Here is a 16,546-nt window from a genome sequence, read left to right on the forward strand (position 1 = left end):
AAAATAATATCACCTCAATTTAAACCCTAAAATGGTTATATCATCTCGCTGTTCTTCTCCATTCATATGTTCATATAATGCTTTTTGTAATATTTCCTTTTGTTTTTCCATTGGATATATTTGTATTTCACGAAGCAACTGTATAAATTTCTTTCTTCCAAATCTCTTATTTTGTGGATCATTTTGATCTTCAAATCCATCAGTTGCTAGATAAAAATTCATATTTTTTTCTATATCTATCGATATCTCTTCAAAATCATAATGTGTTTTTGATCTTTTATATCCTATTCCAATATTTTTCCCTTTTATTCTTGTTACTTCTCCATTATTAGTATAATATAAAGATATCCCGGCACCGGCATATAATAATCTGTTTTCATCAGGAATTATATGACAGATACCAATTTCTAAACCATCGTCCATTCTAAAATCCTTTTTATTTGAATTTAATGTTTTTTTAAATATGAGATTTAATCTATTAAGTATTTCTGAAAGGGATAAATGATTAAAATCTTCTGTTATTCTATTTAAAATGGAATTTACTGTCATTGTCATCAATGCACCTGGAACTCCATGTCCAGTACAATCAACTATTGCAAGATAATATGATCCGTCATCATTTTGTTTAAACCAATAAAAATCGCCACCAACACCATTTGCTGGATTCCAGAAAACAAAAATATCTTCAAAATAATTTTTTAAACTATTTTCAGATGGAAGAATTGAATTTTGAATATGCCTGGCATAATTTATACTATCAGTTAATTTTCTATTAGTTTTTTCAAGAACTTTATTCTTTTCTTCAAGAGTCTTTTTTAATTTTAAATTAGAATATACTATATTTTGAATATATAAGAATGCTATTAATAATGTCAATAGAACTACTGAATACAAACTCACACCCTTTATAACAGGCGAAGTAATTTCCGAAGCTTCAACCATTGTAATAACATACCATCCTGTTGAAGGCAATCTTGTGTAGGCAATATAATATTTTTTCGAATTAAAAGTTGATTTAATAATTCCATTATTTCCTTTAAATTCACTTAAATCATTAAATAATTTTTTATTTATATATTCAAGATCTTTATGTAAGATAACCATTCCATCTTTATTTATTACAAAAGATTGTCCTGTTTTATAGCTTAATTCACTGTTAATAAGATTTACAAAATCTTTTATTGAACAATCGGCAGAAAGGACACCTACAACTTCTCCATCTTTTATCAGAGCCTTTCCTGTTGAAATTAACCATTGTTTGCTTGTATATTCTCTATATGGTGTTCCAATATACACCGAATTCGGATCTTTAAGACCTTCTGTATACCACGGCCTTATAGTTGGATCATAGTCTTCAGGAACTTCCCAATTATCAATGATTATTTTTTTATTTTTGTATCCAGTATATATAAACTCAATATTTTTATTTGCGTTTCTATAATTTCTTAATGTTTCCAAAACTTTTTTCTCACTTTCCTTAGAAAAACCGCCATTAATAAAATCTTTATCATTGGCAAATGTTTCAATGATATGTATTAATTCAGTAAAGTAATCATCAATAAATGTTGAGATTACAGAATTTTCACTTTTAATATAATCCTGTGATTTATTTAAATTTGTATTATAATAATATACAGCAGAAATAACGCTGATAGTTGTAATAATTATAAATGAAATAATCAAAGCTAAACTAAGCAGTCTATTTTTTTTAAAATCACTTATAGCCATCATTCACCTCTCGATAACAAAATATTATAATATCATTATATCAAAAAAAATAGGAATTGTAAATTCAAGAAAATCATACTGTTTTTTTATTTTTGAAAAGAGTCTTTTTAACAGTATAAATTACAAATATACACAATAAGAGTTAGTTATTAAGTGTATAATCTAGTATAATTGATTATACACTTAATTTTTTATATTGAAAAATTTTTCAATAAAGGTTATAATGGAGATGAAATTGAATTTTTGGAGTGATCAGGTTGCATTATTGGTTAGCTGTAGTCTCAGCATTTTCATCATCTATAACGTCTGTATTAGGTAAATTTTCCTATACTTTAGGTGCTACTGTTACGCAAATCCTATTTTTAAGATTCTTTTTTTCTTTTTTAATTGCTCTTGTTTTATTTATGGGGTTTGGGTATAAGTTTAAATTTAAAAAATTTTTTATTTTTGGCAGTTTAGGAATTGTTAATTATGGAATAGCTGCCTATTCATTTTTTTTGGGACTTCAATATCTAAGCCCAGCTTATGCAACTGTAGTATATTTCACCAACCCTATTTTTGTTTCTCTATTACAAACGAAAACTACTAATAGAAAGCTCAACTTTTATAATGCAGTTGCGGTAGGCTTATCTTTTGCAGGAGTTTTAATTGCCAATATGGGTGAAAAAGCATTTTTGCAAAATGAAAGCCTGATTTTTGGAACTATAATGGTTTTATTTGCTGCTTTTGTAAACGCTCTTTTTGTAGTTACTGTAAGTGAAAATATAAAAACAAAATATCCAAATCCTCTGGAAAATAGTTTTTACACTTTTTTAGGAACATTTATTTATTACTTTATTTTAATGTCAATTACCAACGGTTTTGAAACTTTAAGTTCCAAATTCTTATTATCAGGATTTTTATTGGCAGTTTTTGCAACATTTGTACCATTAACTTTAAATTATTTCGCACTTAAAAAATTACAATCTCACACTTTAGCCTTATTAATGCCTTTAGAATTAATTTTTGCTTCGGTTTTATCTGCAATTTTTTTATCAGAACAATTTAATGTTTTAAAAGTTTTAGGCTTTTTAATGGTTGCTTCTGCTCCAATTATAGACATTACCTCTATTGAATCACAGGAATCCAATTTTTAAATTAAAATAGATATAGGAGGTTGAATATGTTAAAAGAAATACTTTTCGATCAGGTTAAACCCGCATACGGCTGTACAGAACCTATTGCTGTTGCTTTGGCCGTTGCAGCTGCTAAAAAACATTTTGAAGGCGAAGTTGAAAGGATAGAAGTAGAACTTGATAAAAATACATATAAAAACGGTCTTGAAGTAAATATTCCTGGAACTCCATTTATAGGCTTAGAAATTGCAGCTGCATTATCTTACACATGTGGCGATGCAAGTTTAGGCCTTGAAGTTTTAAAGAATGTTAATCAGAAATGCATAGATGAATCGCATAAATATCTTGGAAAAGTAAAGATTAAGGTGAATAAGGATTTTAATGGTTTAAAGGTTAATTGTGTTTTAAGAGGAAAAAGCAATGTTCAGGTAATTATTGAAGGAAAACATGATAATATCGTTCACATAGAAAAAGACGGGACACCTATTTTAGATAAACCTTTTGAACCTGGTGGAACTTTACTTGATAAAATTAAGGATTATTCAATTGATGAAATTTTGGATTTTATTGAAGATTTTGATGAAGATATTAGAGAATTACTTGAAAAAGCAATTGAAATGAATACTGGTATTGCAGAAAGAGGTTTAAAAAATCCTCAAAATTTCGGAAATGTACTTGATTATGAACCGGTAAATATTGTTCAGGCTGCTGTTGATGCAAGAATGAGTGGTGAGTTAATGCCTGTAATGACTGTTGCAGGAAGTGGCAATCAAGGATTATCCTGTACATTACCTGTAATTGAAATTGGAAAAAAATATGATAATGAAAAAGTATTAAAAGCTATATTATTAAGCATGTTAGTGACTATCTATATAAAAGCATATACAGGAGTTTTAACTCCAATTTGTGGTGCAGGTTCTATTGCGCCAGCTGGTGCTGCTGCAGGTATAGTTTATCTAAAAGGAGGAAATCGTGATCAGATAAAAAACGCTATTAATAATGTTCTCTCTACATTATTTGGTTTAACCTGCGATGGAGCTAAAAAAGGCTGTGCGCTAAAAGCAGGAACTGGAAGTTTTACGGCACTTCAAAGTGCTCAACTTGCATTAAATAATATAAATATTCCGTGTGGTAACGGAATAGCTGCAGACGATGTTGAAGAAACTATTAAAAGAGTTGGAATTTTAACAACTTCTATTAAGAAGTTTGACGAAGATGTTTTAGATTTTATCGGAAAATGCTAATATAAAAGGCGAGTCCATATTAGGATTCGCCTTTTATAATTATATTTTATATTTTTCAAAAAATTCTTCTTCTGTCATTATTGGAATTCCAAATTTCTGTGCTTTTTGTAGTTTGCTTCCTGCATTTTTCCCAACTACCAAAAGGTTGAGCTTCTTAGTTACTGTATCTTTAAAAATACCTCCATTTTTTTCAATTAACTCTTTCAATTTACTTCTTGGCATTCTTTCCAATTCACCTGTTGCACATATTGTCATTCCAGAAAAGACACCTTCTGTATTTTCTTCTGTTTCATATGTTAGAGAAACTCCAGCTTCTTTTAATTCTTCTATAATTTCTTTTACATGTGGATCTTTAAAGAAATCATAAATCTGTTGTGCAATATCTTCTCCAATTCCTTCAATTGCAAGAAGTTCATCATAATTTGCATTCATAAGATTATCTATTGTTTTAAATTTTTTAGCAAGATCTTTTGCTATTTTTTTACCAACATTGGGAATTCCTATAGCATATAATACTCTATCTAATCCACTATTTTTTGAATTTTCAATTTGTTGAAGTATATTACTTATCATCTTTGGCCCAATTCCATGACCTAATGTTGCAAGTTTAAAATGGTCCAATTTGTACAAATCGGGTATTTTTTCAATTAATTTTGCTTCAACCATTCTGTCAATTAATTTTGGGCCAAGCCCCTGTATATTCATTGCATCTCTTGAAACCCAAACTTCAAGATTTCTTTTTAATTTTGCTTTACATAAAGGGTTTAAACATCTTATAGCTACTTCCTCAGGATTTAATTTCCCAACCTTTCCACCACATACTGGACATTCTTTTGGTTCTTCTATTGGAATTTCATTACCTGTTCTTTTTTCTGCGAGCACTGTAACAACTTGAGGAATAATTCCTCCTGCTTTTTCTATTTTTACATAATCCCCAATTCTTATATCTCTTTCTTTTATATATTCAAAATTATGCAAACTTGCCCTTTGAACAGTAGTGCCTTCTAAAAAAACAGGTTCAAATATGGCAACGGGAGTTATTACTCCAGTACTACCCACCTGATATTTTATGTCTTTTACTTTAGTTATAGCCTGTTCTGCAGGAAATTTAAATGCTATAGCCCACCTTGGAGAACGAGCGGTATTTCCAAGAATTTGTTGTTCTTCAAAACTATTAACTTTTATTACAACGCCATCTACATCATAATTTAACTTTGCTTTATTTTCTGTCCAATATTTCCAGTATTCGATAACTTCATTTATATTTTTAGCAAGTTTTGTATTTTCATTTATTTTAAATCCTAATTTTTTTAAATATTTTAAAGCATCAATTTGAGTTGTTATATTGTAATTTTCCGGTGAAATTATATAATATATATATGAATCAAGATGTCTTTTGGCAACTTCCGAGGTATCCAATAATTTAATTGTTCCAGCAGTTGCATTTCTCGGATTTGCAAATACTTGAAGACCTTCACTTTCCCTATATTCATTTATTTTCAAGAATTCTTTTTTGGGCATAAATATCTCGCCTCTAACTTCAATAGTTACATCTTCAGAAAGTTTTAAAGGAATACTTCTTATAGTTTTTACATTATCTGTTACATCGTCGCCTGAAATTCCGTTTCCCCTCGTTATAGCCTGAACTAAATATCCATTTTCATATTTTAAGGCTATTGATATACCGTCAATTTTTAATTCACAGGAATATTCGACATTTTCTTTGTTTAATAATCTTTTGACTCTATTATCAAAGTCTATTATTTCATTTTCATTATATGTGTTGTCAAGACTGAGCATTGGAATAGAATGCTGAACAGTTTTAAATTCACTGATAATTTTACCGCCAACCCTAAAAGAAGGTGAATCAGCTGTAATTATTTCAGGATATTTCTTTTCTATTTGAAGTAATTTTTTAAATAATTTATCATAATCCGTATCGCTTATAATAGGATTATTCAACACATAATATTGATAATTATGTTTTTCTATAACTTTTTTAAGTTCTTCATATTCCTTTTTTATGTCTTCTGGTATCATCTTTTTTCCTCCATACTTCATTAATGTTCGTCAATTATATTTATATTTTCTATTCCTTCTAAATATGCCAGTTGTTTCTGAAGTTTGGATAATACTTTTGGTTCAATCCCTTTGAATATAAAATACAACAAACCATCATTTTTTTGAGAAAAATCTACATTCTTTAAAATTAGATCTTCATTATTGTTTAATATATCAAGTATTCTTTTTATAGTTTTATTATCTTTTACAGTAATTTCAATAGTTGTTTCGTCTGTTAGGTGTTTTGAAAATTTATTAACGTATAGAATAATTAATGTTGCTATTAACGCCGAAAATCCTATAAAATATTCTCCTGCACCAAATGTCATTCCAATTGATGCTGCAACCCACAATGTAGCAGCTGTTGTAAGACCTTTTACTTTATTTCCATTCTTTAAGATAGTACCTGCTCCCAAAAAACCTATTCCCGAAACGATTTGAGCTGCTATTCTTCCAGGATCTCCCATTTTTGTTACCGGATCAAAAAATACATAGATTGAAAGTATTGTAAGAATACATGATCCGAGAGATAATAAAGCATGTGTTCTAATTCCTGCTGGTCTATTTATTTTTTCACGATTATATCCAATTGCTGCTCCGGCAATTGTTGCAAAGAATATTTTTAATATTACATCATATGTTAAAATCATTTATTCCACCTCTTCTATAACTACCATAGTTACAACGTAATGTTTTTCATGAGAAATAGATATATGTATATTCTTTTTGCCAAATTTTTTGAATAGATACTCTTTTGATTCTTCAATTATATAAGGCTTACCAATTTCATTATTTAAAATAGCAATTTTTTTTAATGGAATATATTCTCCAAATGCTTTAATAAGAGATTCTTTTAAAGAGAATCTCCCGGCAACAAATTCTTTTTTTCGTCGTTCTCCATTAAATTTTTCAAGGATTTCCAATTCTTTATCATGCAATACTTTTTTCTCTAAGCCTTGAGAAATTCTATCAATTTCAACGATATCAACACCTATTCCTTTGATCATTCAAATTCCATCCTTATTTCATCACCAGGATTAAGTTTTTCATTAAAACTGAATATTTCTTTGTTATTTATATATATTTTGTATTTTGTAAAATTTGATACATCAAAATCTATATGAGTAAATAAATCCAATAAACGTATTTCTTTTTCTCTTTTTTCTACTTTCAAATGCATATCATCATATACTTTACTGTTTATATTTACTCTCTTTTCTCTGTCCTTTACTATTATTTCTTCTAAAGGTAATTCTATTGGTGAGCCGTTTAAAACTATACTCATAACTTTTTCGGGATTAACATCTATAAAATCTTTTATTAATGGTACTTCTACCATTTGCGTATATAATTTATCGTTATCATATATTTCATCAAAATCATTCAATATTTCATTTTTTCTCATTAATACTTTACCAACAGGTATTTCATAAAATTTGTCATTGATAGAGAATTTTATTGTTTTTGATTTTAATTTGCTTTTTAATTCTTTTACAAGAGGATTCCTTATTTCAAATTTATCGCCATCATGAACAATATCTTCTAAATTTACTTCTTCATTGTTTTTATATACTCTGGGATAGATAGAATATAATTCGCCATCAATAAATATTTTATAAGGTTTTATAATCTCTTTCACAGTTGGATAATGAATCTTTCCATCTTGAGGTTTACCAACCTCCAATACATCACCAGGTTTAACAGGACTTTTTAAATCTGCTTCTTTTCCATTTATTTTTATAGGTGCTTCTTTACCTTTTTCTCCCGGCAAGAATTTTAATTCACCATTTATTTCATACGATATCGCAGGTGCCGGTTTTCCAACAATATCATTTATTCCAAATCCAGCCTGTAATAAAACCTGCATTACACTTAATTCTCCACCAACAAGCATCATATTTATTGGCTTATCATTTACTATAATTCTTGCAAAAACATTCCCTTCATTTTTATGTGCAACATATGCAATTCCAACAGGTGTAATAAATTCGCTTCCTTCAAGTGTTTCATCAGTTAAAAATTCAACATATTCTATATTTTTTATATCCTTTAAAGTAATTCTATTTCTGGAAAGGTTGAGTTTTAATGCAAGTTTATCAATAAATTGCGGTACTTTCCCTCCACCACCAACAACCATAACAGCTATTGGAGGTTTTCCATTTAATTCAAGTATTTTTTCTGCTATTTTTGAAGTTATTTCCTCAACTACAGGTTCGATAATTTCAAGAATTTTTTCTTTTGAAATTTCCTGTTCAAAATCAAGTATATCTTTGTATGTAAATACATCTTTTTCCTGATTATTTAATTCTCTTTTTAGTCGTTCTGCTGTTTTAAAATCCACTAATAATTCTTTTGAAATGGCTTCAGAAATTTCATCTCCTGCCATTGGAACCATACCATATCCGATTATTGTTCCATCTTTTGCTATTGCAATATCGCTTGTTCCAGCTCCTACATCAACCATGGCGATATTTAATGTTCTTAAATCTTCCGGAACAATTAGATTCATAGCTGCTATAGGTTCAAGAGTAATGTGAACTGGCTCTAAATCATTTAATTCTAAAACGGCAAGCATTGCATCAACAACATTTTTAGGCAAAAATGCTGCAATAACCTTTGCCTTTGCTTTTTCACCTTTTTGTCCTTCTAATTTTTTTATCCATTCTCCATCTATTTCATAATATAATACAGAATAACCTACGCAATAGAAATTTTTTTCTATTTCTAAATTTTTAACTGCATCTTTTACTGCTTCCAATTCCAATGTCTTAACGGTATTATAATCAATATAATTCATGTTAGAAATTTCCATTTCATATTCGCCTATTGTTGTTACTAAAAACCTTCCTGCAAGAGCAACGGCTACATTTTTTATTTTGGATTCATCATCTATGTTTTCTTTTAATTGTTTAATTATCTTTTCAACACCTTTTGAAACCTTTGTAACATCATGTATTTGTCCATCAAGCATTGCACGATTTTCATGTTCTTTTACAGCAAAATTTTCTATAATAATTTCTCCATCTTCTGTCATTTCTGATATTATTCCAACTATAAAGCGTGTTCCTATATCAAGAGCAAACATTTTTACACCTCCACGTAGGTAACTCCTGTACCCCCTTCATTATCATTTCCTAATCTGAAAGATTTTATTCTCCTATTTTTTCTTAGATATGCCCAGATTCCCATTGCAAGTTTTCCGGTACCTTTCCCGTGAATAATATATCCACCTTTCATATTAGAGGCTATTAAATCTGATATGAATTTTTCTATTTCTGGAATTGCGTCTTCTACTGTATAACCTCTAATATCAATTTCATTTTTTATAGGTTTTAATACCGGAATATGCATAGAATTTTTTTGATTTTTATTTTTTTCGTCTTTACTTTTTTCTAATTTGATTTCATCTGGAGAAACAGTCAATTCAAATGGTTTTTCAATAAATTTTACCTGTATTTTATCTTTTAAAATTTTTATTACCTTTGCCTTTTCACCACTGATTAATACTATATCTCCTATATTTATATTATTTTCATTCTTTTTATTATTGTTTTTTATCTTAGTTTTTTCTAATTCTCTTTTTTTCTTTTCAATTTTTTTATTTAAATCCTTAATTTTGTCTATATTCTTTTCGTTTTTCAATATGGAAATATAATTTTCTACATCTTTTTTTAGATTTTTTAGATATTCCTTATACTCTTTTATTTCTTCATCAATTTTTTCTAATTCTCTTTTCTTAATTATTTCCAATTGTTCTTCAAGATTTCTTTGAAGTTGTATAACTTCTTTATGCTTTTGTTTATGTAATTCTTTTTCTTTTTCTAATTCTTCATATATTTGCGAAAGATTTTCTATTATTTTTTCATCATATACCTGTTCTTTACTTAAAAAGTTGTTGGCTTTAACCAATACATCATGAGGAAGCCCAAGACGTTCTGCAATATCAATTGCATGTGATGCACCTGGGACACCTATTAATAACCTGTACGTTGGAGATAATGTATTTTTATCAAATCCCATAGAAGCCGATAATAATCTTTCATTTTCTATAGAGTACATTTTTACTGCGGATAAATGTGAAGTAATAAAAAATGTGCTGTTTAATTCGAAAAGTTTTTCTATTATGGCTATTGCTAAAGCGGATCCCTCAATAGGATCGGTTCCCGTGCCAAGTTCATCAATTAATACCAATGTTTTTTCATGTGCATTATCCAATATATTTTTTATATTTTTCAAATGCGAAGAAAAAGTACTCAATGTTTGTTCAATACTTTGTTCATCACCAATATCAGTAAAAATATTTGTTATATATGGGATATTCGCCATTTCCGCAGGTACTGGATATACAGCATGAGAAAATACAACGCTTATCCCTACAGATTTTAAAACTACAGTTTTTCCGCCTGTATTTGGCCCTGTAATAATCATTCCAGACTTATCTTTAGGTAATTTTAGAGTTACTGGAACTACCTTTTCTTTTTCTATTAAAGGATGTCTTATATCGGAAAGATATATATACTTTTTATTTTTCTCTGGTTTTGAAAATACATATCTATTTTCTTTAGCGTATTTTATTCTAGCCTGTAATGAATCAATATACTCAACTATACTTATAGTTTTTTTTACTTTGGGAAGTATTTTTACAAGTTTAAGGTATATTTCACCTAAAATCCTTGATATTTCTGCTTTTTCCTGAGCAAATAAATCAGAAAGTTCAGCATTGAGTTTTCCTACTTCATACGGTTCAATATATACCGAAACTCCTCTATCTGAATATGCAATAATAGAACCATTTATTTTATTTTTATATTCACTTCTTATAACTATGCAATATCTATTATTTTTTACAGTAGGCTGTTGAATACTTACATATTTTTGATATTTTCCTATTATTCTTCTTAAAGTTACAGAAATGCTTTTTTTATTATTTTCTATTCTTTTTCTTATTCGTCTCAATAAATCGCTTGCGGAATCTTTTACATTCCCATCTTCATCAATAGCTTTATATACAATATCAATAAAATTATCTGTTTCAGGAATAGAAAATATTAAATCCTGTAAATGAGTATATTTAATAAGATTTTTTCTATTTTCTTTATATAAATTTTGTGTCTGAGAAAGAAAATCAGCAATTCTTTTATATTCAATTGGATCTAAATATGTACCATTTTCAACTTTTTTTATTTCATCATATATTATAGGGATTCCGCGAATATCAAATTCACCGTATTCATATATATAATTATTAATCTCATCTATTATTTTGTATTCTTCTTCAATTTTTTCATAATCTTGGAAATATTCAAACTCTTCAAGTATATATCTTTTTCCATATTTTGAAGAGGCTTTTGAGGATATTAAATTTAGTATTTTATCTATTTCAAGATCTTTATATGTTTTGGAATTCATATTTTATTAAAAAGACACCTCCAGAGCTATATTAAGAGGAAAATAATTGATAGTTGCCATTTTATTATCAGTAGAGAAATATCTTGACTCGTATCCACCCAATAACATAATATTGAAATTAGAAAATTCATATGACAATCCAAGATTAATGTTTATTATTGTAGAAAGAGTTTTAAACTCATCTTCTGTATGCATTCCACCAACTGCTAATACATTGAATTTTGTATTAAATAAAAAATCGGTGTTATATGTTGTAATTATCCCGATTTCATAACCAGTATCTTCTATAATTGCATTTAAATCTTTTAATTGTGTTTGTGATATATTATCATAAACTGTATAACCAAAATATGGACCAAATGACATTTCTGGAGAATCTTCTGCTGGAAAGAGCAAACCTATTCTAACTGTATAATAATCAAAGTTTTTAAATGTATCATCCCAACCAGCTATATCAATAGATGTAGAAGATGCAGTAATTCCATATGTTCCCATAACAGCTATGTTAATAGTAAAAGCAGTAATGGCAACAACAAATATAGAAATCAATAATAAAACTTTTTTCACTTTCAACGCCCCTTTCATTTTGTTTTATGGGTAATTCCTATTTTTTCTCTTAAATACCCTGGTTTTACTATATATTCATCTAATAATTCTTTTCTTGTTCCCTGAGGAATAAATTCATCGTTAGCTCCTAATTCTACTAATGAATCTATATTTATTTTATTCTTTATAATATATGTTTTTATTTCTTCATTAAATCCGCCTTTTATCGCATTCTCCTCTACAATAAAAATATTTGTATTATCCTTTATATATTCTTTTAAAATCCCTTCATCAATTGGTTTAACGCTTCTAACACCAATAATTGTTGCATTAAGTTCATCCCATAATTCTTTATATTCTTCAATTAATTGTCCAACAACAAAAACAATATTTTCTTTTGATTCTTCTTTTATTACTTTCCATTTTTCATCCACTAATTCTAAATTATTTATTATATCTTTTATATCTATATATTCTCCACCTCTTGGAAATCTTATAAATGTAGGTTTTTCTAGATCGTTTTCCAATACGGTATATAGCATATTAGCTAAATCCTGGGCATTTAATGGTGTCAATATTTCAATATCTGGCACCAATCTCAAATAAGATATATCAAATACACCATGATGAGTTGGTCCGTCTTCTCCAACGATACCAGCTCTATCGAGCAAATATAATACAGGAATTTTTTGTAAAGCTATATCATGAATAATTGAGTCAAATGCTCTTTGCATAAATGATGAATATATATCAACAATTGCGAATGTCCCTGCAAGTCTCGTCGCTCCTGCAGCTGTAACTATTGATGGTTCTGTAATTCCCATATCAATAACCTTTTCAGGATATCGGGACTTTAAAATATTTAACCCTGTTCCTTCCTCCATAGCAGCGGTAAAGGAAACAAAATTATATTTCTCACCTAATTCTTTAAGAACATTACCAACTACCTTACTATAAGAAAGTTTTTCTGATTTTTTATTGCTCACTCCATGATATTTTGTTGGATTTTCTTCAGCAAAGTCCATTCCTTTACCTTTAATGGTTTTTAAATGTAAAATACATGGACCATCATCATAATTTTTTATAAATCTAAGATATTTTTCAAGGGATTTTATATCGTGCCCGTCTACTGGACCATAATATTTTATTCCCATACCTTCAAATATACTCATTGCTTCATTATATACTGTATGTTTAATACCATCACGTATTTTTTTCAATGTGTGTTCAATATCCTGACCAACTTCTGAACTTTCAAGAGTATCTTTTATTTTTTCCTTTATTGCATAATAATCATTTGATAATCTTACTTTATTTAAAATTTTTGCAATAGCTCCAACATTTTCTGAAATAGACATTTCATTATTAACAAGTATTATTTTTATTTTAGAATGAAGTGATTTTAACTGATTTAATGATTCAAGTACCATACCACTGGTAAATGCACCATCACCAATAATAGCGATAATATTCTTATCAATATTTTGATTTTTAAACCCTATTTCATATCCCAAAGCAGCAGAAATAGAAGTGCCAGCATGCCCAGCACCAAAATAATCATATTCACTTTCGAATATATTTGTAAATCCACTAATTCCATTTTTCTGTCTTAATGTTTTAAATGCTTCCCATCTTCCAGTTAGTAATTTATGTATATATGCTTGATGACTTGTATCCCAGATAACAATATCCTCTTTCGGGTCAAAAATTCTATATAGTGCAAGGGTTAATTCAACCACTCCAAGATTTGAGGCAAGATGTCCTGTATTTTTTGTAACCGTTTCATATATATAATTCCTTATTTTATTCGCTAAACTCTCTAATTCTTCATAATCCATTTCCCGTATCTTGTGGTACAAAGGGTTTTCCATATCCATCCAACCACCTCTATAGCCTTTTAAATTCTTCTTTTGCTATTTTATCTAAAATACCGTTTATAAATTTGGCACTTTTTTCATTGGAATATTTTTTTGCTAATTCAACAGCTTCATCAAGAATAACCTTAGGCGGAATATCCTTTCTTTTTTCTAACTCAAATATTGCAAGTCTTAAAATAGTTTTTTCAATATTTGCAACTCTATCAAAATCCCAATTAATAAGATATTTTTTTATATATTCATCATATCTATCTTTATTTTCCAAAATATTTTGTAAATAAATTTCCCCTTCTTCAAATAGGTTTTGAGGGACCTTTTTTTCTTTTAAAAGGTCCCTCAATAAATCTATTACATTTTCATATTCTATACCCTCAATAAAATCAAGTTGAAATGTCGCTTCTAATACTGCTTCTCTAACATATCTTCTTTTTGGAATCAATTTTCAACACTCCCATTTTCATCTTCGATTTTTTCATAGTCTATTTCTTCTTCAATTTCTGGTTTTTCTGCTTCTTCTAATTCTTCATAATTATCTTCCGTAGAAGAAATAATTAATCCATCAAGAACAATATCAACATTTCTTACAGGCACTTCTGTCATTTTTTCTACTTCTGATTTTAAGAATTCCTGTAAATCTTTTGCAAATTTTATTATGCTTTCTCCATATTTTGCTTTTGTTTTTACGAATACAGATATTGTTCCATCATCATTTTCATTTACTTTAATTAATTTTGCTAAATCTCTTTCATTTAAGTCTGCACCTTCAACATTTTCTTTAAAAAATAATTGATACGATTTCATGGCCAATTCTTTTAATGCACTATCAGTGAAGGTTAATTCACCAAATTGATTTTTTTCATACATGGCCATATTATCCCTCCCTTCTCAGGCTCTTTCAATATATTCACCGGTTCTTGTGTCTACTTTTACTTTTTGTCCCACTTCAACAAAAAATGGAACTGTTGTTTTTAATCCTGTTTGTAAAATTGCTGGTTTTCCTCCTCCTGAAGCAGTATCTCCTTTAAAATTAGGTTCTGTTTCAACAACTTCAAGTACCACAACTGTTGGCAATACTATTCCAACAGGTTTTTCATCATAGAATGTTAAAGTAACTTCGAGATTGTCTATTAAATAATCTTTAGCATCTGCAACATCTTCTTCTGATAATAAATATTGCTCATATGTGTTTAAATCCATGAATACATAACTATCTCCATCGTGATATAAGTATTCAGCTGGTCTATATTCAAGAGCAGCTTCTTCAACCTTTTCACCAGAGTTGAAATTTTTATCTATTACATAACCTGTTTTTATATTCTTTAATTTTGTTTTTATTATTCCACTACCTCTACCTGTGAAATGTTTCTGCATTCCTAATACTCTGTATAATTCCCCATCTAAAAGTATAATCATTCCTTTTTTTAAATCTCCAACTACTACCATTCTTACATTCCTCCTATCTTTTTTCTTTTTTATATTATAATAAGATTTTTATCAAAAGTTGTTAATAATTCATAACCATCTTCTGTTACCAATACATCATCTTCAATTCTTATTCCAACTTCTCCTGGAATATAGATTCCCGGTTCTATTGTAATTATATCACCAGGTTGTGAGGTTTCAGTTGATAATTTAGATACTCTTGGACTTTCATGAACTTCAAGCCCTACTCCATGTCCAAGTCCATGTGAGAAATATTCACCATACCCTGCTTCAGAAATAATGTCTCTTGCTATCTTATCTATTTCAGAATATGCCAATCCAGGTTTTACACCTGCAACAGCAGCTTTCTGTGCCTTTAAAACTATTTCATATATTTCTCTATGTTTTTCTGAAATTTCACCAATAGCAATGGTTCTTGTAATATCTGAATTATAACCATTTGCATATGCTCCAAAGTCAATTACTACCAATTCACCTTTATTAATAGTTTTATCTGATGCAATCCCATGAGGTAAAGCACCTCTTGGACCTGATGCAACTATTGTTTCAAATGCATAAGTGTCTGAACCGAAAATTTTCATATTATATTCAAGTTTTGCTGCAAATTCTTTTTCTGTCATTCCTAATTTAAATGTATCCAATGTTTCTTGCAAAGCTTTTTCAGCTATTTCAACAGCTTTTTTTATATATTCTACTTCTTCCATTGATTTTGTTCTTCTTAATTCCAATAAAAGTTCTTCAGCTGGAACAAATGTATATTTTTCAAATTTCATTAATATATTTAAATATATATGAGAAGAAACAGTGTTAGCTTCAAATCCTATTTTTGCTCCTTCAGGTAATTCAATAAGTTTTTTTATTTCTTCTTCCAATTTTCCTTTTAAGATAATTGGTTTTTCTCCTGTTTGTTTTGTAGCCTGTTCTATGTATCTTCCATCTGTCATAAACTTTACTTCTTTTTCTGTTATTAAAACAACAGAAAAAGATCCGGTAAATCCTGTTAAATAGTATGATGATGGTTTTGAAGAGCTTTCAATATTAATAATTAAATATCCATCTAAACCTTTATTTGCCATTTTTTCTCTTAAGAGATTGATTCTGTCAAAAAACATGATCTATCCCC

14 protein-coding genes are annotated in these 16,546 nt (G+C 28.5%); 2 read left to right on the top strand and 12 right to left on the bottom strand.

Translation table 11 applies throughout. The features are described from left to right. Positions 1 to 9: 9 nt before the first annotated feature. Positions 10 to 1,728, bottom strand: a complete 1,719-nt coding sequence (locus tag XO10_RS01515) for a cache domain-containing protein (RefSeq protein ID WP_014295752.1) — start codon at positions 1,726 to 1,728, stop codon at positions 10 to 12. Positions 1,729 to 1,985: 257 nt separating this feature from the next. Here XO10_RS01515 and XO10_RS01520 point away from each other — a divergent pair, with 257 nt between their 5' ends. Then, positions 1,986 to 2,864, top strand: a complete 879-nt coding sequence (locus XO10_RS01520) for a DMT family transporter (RefSeq protein WP_014295753.1) — start codon at positions 1,986 to 1,988, stop codon at positions 2,862 to 2,864. Between the two features lie 26 nt (positions 2,865 to 2,890). After that, on the top strand, positions 2,891 to 4,087 hold the full coding sequence (locus XO10_RS01525) for a serine dehydratase subunit alpha family protein (protein WP_014295754.1): 1,197 nt from the start codon (positions 2,891 to 2,893) through the stop codon (positions 4,085 to 4,087). A 39-nt stretch (positions 4,088 to 4,126) separates the two neighbouring features. Here the strand turns inward: XO10_RS01525 and ligA are convergent, their stop codons facing one another. The 11 genes from ligA to XO10_RS01580 are packed head-to-tail and all read right to left on the bottom strand — an operon-like array spanning position 4,127 to position 16,535. Continuing rightward, a complete protein-coding gene (gene ligA / locus XO10_RS01530; protein ID WP_175418068.1) occupies positions 4,127 to 6,127 on the bottom strand; it encodes an NAD-dependent DNA ligase LigA in 2,001 nt (666 codons plus the stop codon). 20 nt (positions 6,128 to 6,147) lie between these two features. Continuing rightward, positions 6,148 to 6,798: an MgtC/SapB family protein gene (locus tag XO10_RS01535; RefSeq protein ID WP_014295756.1), complete on the bottom strand. Its 651-nt coding sequence runs from the start codon at positions 6,796 to 6,798 to the stop codon at positions 6,148 to 6,150. Beyond that, a complete protein-coding gene (gene acpS / locus XO10_RS01540; protein WP_014295757.1) occupies positions 6,799 to 7,155 on the bottom strand; it encodes a holo-ACP synthase in 357 nt (118 codons plus the stop codon). Next, the gene (locus XO10_RS01545) at positions 7,152 to 9,233 is read right to left on the bottom strand and encodes a cell division protein FtsA (RefSeq protein ID WP_014295758.1); all 2,082 of its coding nucleotides are present in this window, start codon (positions 9,231 to 9,233) and stop codon (positions 7,152 to 7,154) included. The genes acpS and XO10_RS01545 overlap by 4 nt, the downstream gene beginning before the upstream one ends. A gap of 2 nt (positions 9,234 to 9,235) precedes the next feature. Beyond that, entirely contained in the window at positions 9,236 to 11,557 is a 2,322-nt protein-coding gene (locus XO10_RS01550; protein ID WP_175421047.1) for an endonuclease MutS2, read from the bottom strand. 6 nt (positions 11,558 to 11,563) lie between these two features. After that, complete coding sequence (locus tag XO10_RS01555) at positions 11,564 to 12,124, bottom strand: hypothetical protein (protein ID WP_041638418.1); 561 nt, start codon at positions 12,122 to 12,124, stop codon at positions 11,564 to 11,566. A 14-nt stretch (positions 12,125 to 12,138) separates the two neighbouring features. Continuing rightward, on the bottom strand, positions 12,139 to 13,980 hold the full coding sequence (dxs, locus tag XO10_RS01560) for a 1-deoxy-D-xylulose-5-phosphate synthase (RefSeq protein ID WP_254871278.1): 1,842 nt from the start codon (positions 13,978 to 13,980) through the stop codon (positions 12,139 to 12,141). A 10-nt stretch (positions 13,981 to 13,990) separates the two neighbouring features. Next, positions 13,991 to 14,419, bottom strand: a complete 429-nt coding sequence (gene nusB / locus XO10_RS01565; protein WP_014295762.1) for a transcription antitermination factor NusB — start codon at positions 14,417 to 14,419, stop codon at positions 13,991 to 13,993. Next, complete coding sequence (locus XO10_RS01570) at positions 14,416 to 14,850, bottom strand: Asp23/Gls24 family envelope stress response protein (RefSeq protein WP_014295763.1); 435 nt, start codon at positions 14,848 to 14,850, stop codon at positions 14,416 to 14,418. The genes nusB and XO10_RS01570 overlap by 4 nt, the downstream gene beginning before the upstream one ends. Positions 14,851 to 14,865: 15 nt before the next feature. Then, entirely contained in the window at positions 14,866 to 15,423 is a 558-nt protein-coding gene (gene efp, locus XO10_RS01575; protein ID WP_014295764.1) for an elongation factor P, read from the bottom strand. 29 nt (positions 15,424 to 15,452) lie between these two features. Continuing rightward, complete coding sequence (locus XO10_RS01580) at positions 15,453 to 16,535, bottom strand: Xaa-Pro peptidase family protein (RefSeq protein ID WP_014295765.1); 1,083 nt, start codon at positions 16,533 to 16,535, stop codon at positions 15,453 to 15,455. Between the last annotated feature and the right edge of the window lie 11 nt (positions 16,536 to 16,546).

Origin of the sequence: Marinitoga sp. 1135 (assembly GCF_013363245.1) — a bacterium.
GTDB lineage: Bacteria > Thermotogota > Thermotogae > Petrotogales > Petrotogaceae > Marinitoga > Marinitoga piezophila.

Coding starts and splice junctions, on each gene's coding strand:
- XO10_RS01515 (WP_014295752.1), bottom strand. CDS start 1,728: ATGGCTATAAGTGATTTTAAAAAAAATAGACTGCTTAGTTTAGCTTTG.
- XO10_RS01525 (WP_014295754.1), top strand. CDS start 2,891: ATGTTAAAAGAAATACTTTTCGATCAGGTTAAACCCGCATACGGCTGT.
- ligA (WP_175418068.1), bottom strand. CDS start 6,127: ATGATACCAGAAGACATAAAAAAGGAATATGAAGAACTTAAAAAAGTT.
- XO10_RS01535 (WP_014295756.1), bottom strand. CDS start 6,798: ATGATTTTAACATATGATGTAATATTAAAAATATTCTTTGCAACAATT.
- acpS (WP_014295757.1), bottom strand. CDS start 7,155: ATGATCAAAGGAATAGGTGTTGATATCGTTGAAATTGATAGAATTTCT.
- XO10_RS01545 (WP_014295758.1), bottom strand. CDS start 9,233: ATGTTTGCTCTTGATATAGGAACACGCTTTATAGTTGGAATAATATCA.
- XO10_RS01550 (WP_175421047.1), bottom strand. CDS start 11,557: ATGAATTCCAAAACATATAAAGATCTTGAAATAGATAAAATACTAAAT.
- dxs (WP_254871278.1), bottom strand. CDS start 13,980: ATGGATATGGAAAACCCTTTGTACCACAAGATACGGGAAATGGATTAT.
- XO10_RS01570 (WP_014295763.1), bottom strand. CDS start 14,850: ATGGCCATGTATGAAAAAAATCAATTTGGTGAATTAACCTTCACTGAT.
- efp (WP_014295764.1), bottom strand. CDS start 15,423: ATGGTAGTAGTTGGAGATTTAAAAAAAGGAATGATTATACTTTTAGAT.
- XO10_RS01580 (WP_014295765.1), bottom strand. CDS start 16,535: ATGTTTTTTGACAGAATCAATCTCTTAAGAGAAAAAATGGCAAATAAA.